The sequence below is a fragment of the Rubritalea sp. genome (genome assembly GCF_039830215.1).
GTDB lineage: Bacteria > Verrucomicrobiota > Verrucomicrobiia > Verrucomicrobiales > Akkermansiaceae > Rubritalea.
The window spans coordinates 1-2,885 of the sequence record NZ_JBDOPO010000338.1; the positions used below are offsets into that span (position 1 = coordinate 1).

Genomic DNA, 2,885 nt, shown 5'->3' on the forward strand with positions numbered 1-2,885 from the left:
TCTCGGCTTTACCGATAACGATGACTTGTCGCTCAAGTGTGACCCAAGGAAAGAGTAGGGAGACGTTGGGGTTTGCCTCGATTTCCTTCGCCTTGCGGCTGGTGTAGTTGGTGAAAAAGACCATGCCCTCTGGGTTAAAGTACTTGAGTAGAACGGTGCGCAGTGAGGGGGCACCAGCGGCGCCGACTGTGGCCAATGACATTGCATTAGGCTCTGGATAGCCGGCGTCGACAGCTTGTTGGAACCAAAGTGTGAATTGTTCCTCAGGTGTTGCGGCTAGGTCGTCGATGTCGAGCCCGCCTTTTAGGTATTCTTTTCTGTAATCTGATAGGTCCATGAAGTTGATTTGAGATTGGAGATTTCTGATTGGAAATTAAGCGTCCCAGACACCGAGGTCGATGAGTTGCTGGTGCGGTATGGTCGGCCAACCTTTGTTGGCGGCGGGTGAGGCGGGTGAAGGGTGGAGTATTTTGCCGATTTTGAAATTCTTATCTGGGAAATATGCTTTGACCGTTTCCTTGAGTTGCTTCTCAGCAAAGGCTCCGACACCAATAAGAAATTCGGGCTCTAATTGCGCTATCGTTTTCGAGAGGTGGAGTCGGCAAGCTTCGTCGACTGGTGCTGATTCCGATTTGGCAAGTTTGTCGGGCGTGATATTGCGGCCGGTTTCACCCATCCAAACGAGCGGGCAAAAGTTGCTGACGAAGTGGTCGGCAAAAAAGTCTTCAGCTTGCGGATAGCGCTCGGCGAAGAACCCCCAGAGGCGGCGCCCGCTGACTTCTGATCGCTGGCAGGAAAAGCCCTCTATTGGGCGTTTAGGGTGTTCGTTAGCCGGTTTATCCACGGCTGTCTCGATCTTCATCCAGTCGCGCACGGCAGGGATTTCACCAAAGGGAATACCGACCTGAGCCATTCCCCATGGGCCAGGGTTCATGCCCAGGAATAGCACGCGCTTTTTACCAGAACCAAAGCGACGGAGGTATTGCTGGTGCGGCGTCCAAGCGTATTCCAGCGGGTTGTAGGTGTGGCTGACTGGGTCAGAAAACAGCAGAGGAGCCAATGCCCTAATTAGTTCCTGTGCTGCCGCTTCCAACTCTGTTTCCATACGGGGGTTATGGGCTTTGCTTCATTCGAACGCAATAGAAATTGAGAGGTGAAGAAAGATTGGTTCATTCAATGAAGGAAGCTCAAAAAATGGCAGAGGAGCAGAATTTCTAACGCACTTTCCAGCGTCGCTTGACAAGTTATGCTGCACAGCGAATGTGGCGAGATGCAAGATCCACGAATTGATAAATTAGCCCAGCAATTAGTCCAGTTTTCCACTAACCTTCAGAAGGGGGAGAAGGTCCTCATCGATGTGGCAGAAGTGCCAGATGAGATTGGAATAGCGCTCATCCGCGAAGCTCGGAAGGCTGGAGCCTTGCCATTTCTCAAGGTCAATCATGCGAAGTTGAATCGCGAGATGCTGATGGCAGCGTCGGATGAGCAATATGAAGCGATTGCCCAGCACCAACTCAATGAGATGAAGGACATGGATGCCTACATCGCGCTGCGTGGTTCGCAAAACATCACCGAACTTAGCGATGTCCCAGCTAAGAGTATGGAACTCTCGATGAAGCATCTGCGCCCAGTGATGGACTATAGAGTGAAGGAGACCAAGTGGTGCGTCCTTCGTTGGCCAACTCCATCGATGGCTCAGCAGGCGGGTATGAGCACTCAGGCATTCGAGGATTTTTACTTTGATGTTTGCCTGCAGGATTATGCAGCGATGTTAGAAAATTCTCAGGCGCTGGTCGAGTTGATGAACGCTACTGACCAAGTGCACATCGTTGGTAATGGTACAGATCTAACATTTTCTATCAAAGATATTCCAGCGGTAGAATGCTGCGGCAACTACAACATCCCAGACGGCGAGGTCTTCACTGCGCCAGTGCGCGATAGCGTGAATGGAGTGCTCGCGTACAACGCTCCTACGATCTACCGAGGGATTGCTTTCGATAACATCACCCTCGAGTTCAAGGACGGCAAAGTGGTAAAGGCTGACGCCGGCTCCAAGACTGATGATCTTAATAAAATCCTCGATTCTGATGACGGCGCTCGCTTCATCGGCGAGTTCGCTCTGGGCTTCAACCCAGTAATCAAGGAGCCAATGCGCGACATTCTTTTCGATGAGAAGATAGCCGGTTCGTTCCACTTCACTCCTGGGCAGGCGTACGACGAGGCGGATAATGGCAATCGCTCACAGGTGCATTGGGACATGGTGTGCATCCAGCGCGAGGAGTGGGGCGGCGGAGAAATCTACTTCGACGGCAAACTCATCCGCAAAGACGGAATTTTCCTCCCAGAAAACCTTCAGAAGCTAAACTTCTAAAAGCGGGCTCACTCAATTTAAAAAAGGCTTCGACAGCCGAGTGCTGTTTGAGCTTTTTTTGTGTAGAAAGGACGAAAATTCATGTAATTTAGTTTCACTATATGGTTTAAACACTAAGCTAGTGGGGTGACTTCCTTTTCTATGGATGTAGCCTTTTCGCCTTAGCTATTCTCATATTTGGGAATAGTTATAAGCGGTTCTCAAATATGGGAATCGCTAACGATCGGAAAGAGGGAGTGCGTCGGCCCGTGTTTGAACCTGTATTGGGATGACAAGAGTGGTGTAAAGCCCGTAGACGCTGAGCGCTGCTGCCAGAGTGTAGCCGATTTTCTGTCTGATCTTGTAGGAGTTTTTACTAGTCCACACATAGATTGTGAAAGCGAGGGTGACAGCGATTCAAAACGTGCCGAAGTAGACGGTGGTGGCAGAGAGTTTAGGGGAGTTTGACCAATGGAAAACGATTTCACCACCGAACCCAACTGAAGTCATCATGATATAATTCCAGCAGAGTCGG

At 50.4% G+C, this 2,885-nt stretch carries 3 protein-coding genes; 1 reads left to right on the forward strand and 2 read right to left on the reverse strand.

Features of this window, described 5'->3' with window-relative positions:
* Positions 1-337 (reverse strand): pyridoxal 5'-phosphate synthase (locus ABGY95_RS11435; RefSeq protein ID WP_347441814.1); only part of this gene is annotated, 337 nt, incomplete at its 3' end.
* A gap of 36 nt (positions 338-373) precedes the next feature.
* A complete protein-coding gene (locus ABGY95_RS11440; protein ID WP_347441815.1) occupies positions 374-1,105 on the reverse strand; it encodes a uracil-DNA glycosylase family protein in 732 nt (243 codons plus the stop codon).
* Between the two features lie 165 nt (positions 1,106-1,270).
* Between ABGY95_RS11440 and ABGY95_RS11445 the strand changes: the two genes are divergently transcribed.
* Complete coding sequence (locus tag ABGY95_RS11445) at positions 1,271-2,371, forward strand: aminopeptidase (protein WP_347441816.1); 1,101 nt, start codon at positions 1,271-1,273, stop codon at positions 2,369-2,371.
* Positions 2,372-2,885: the final 514 nt, after the last annotated feature.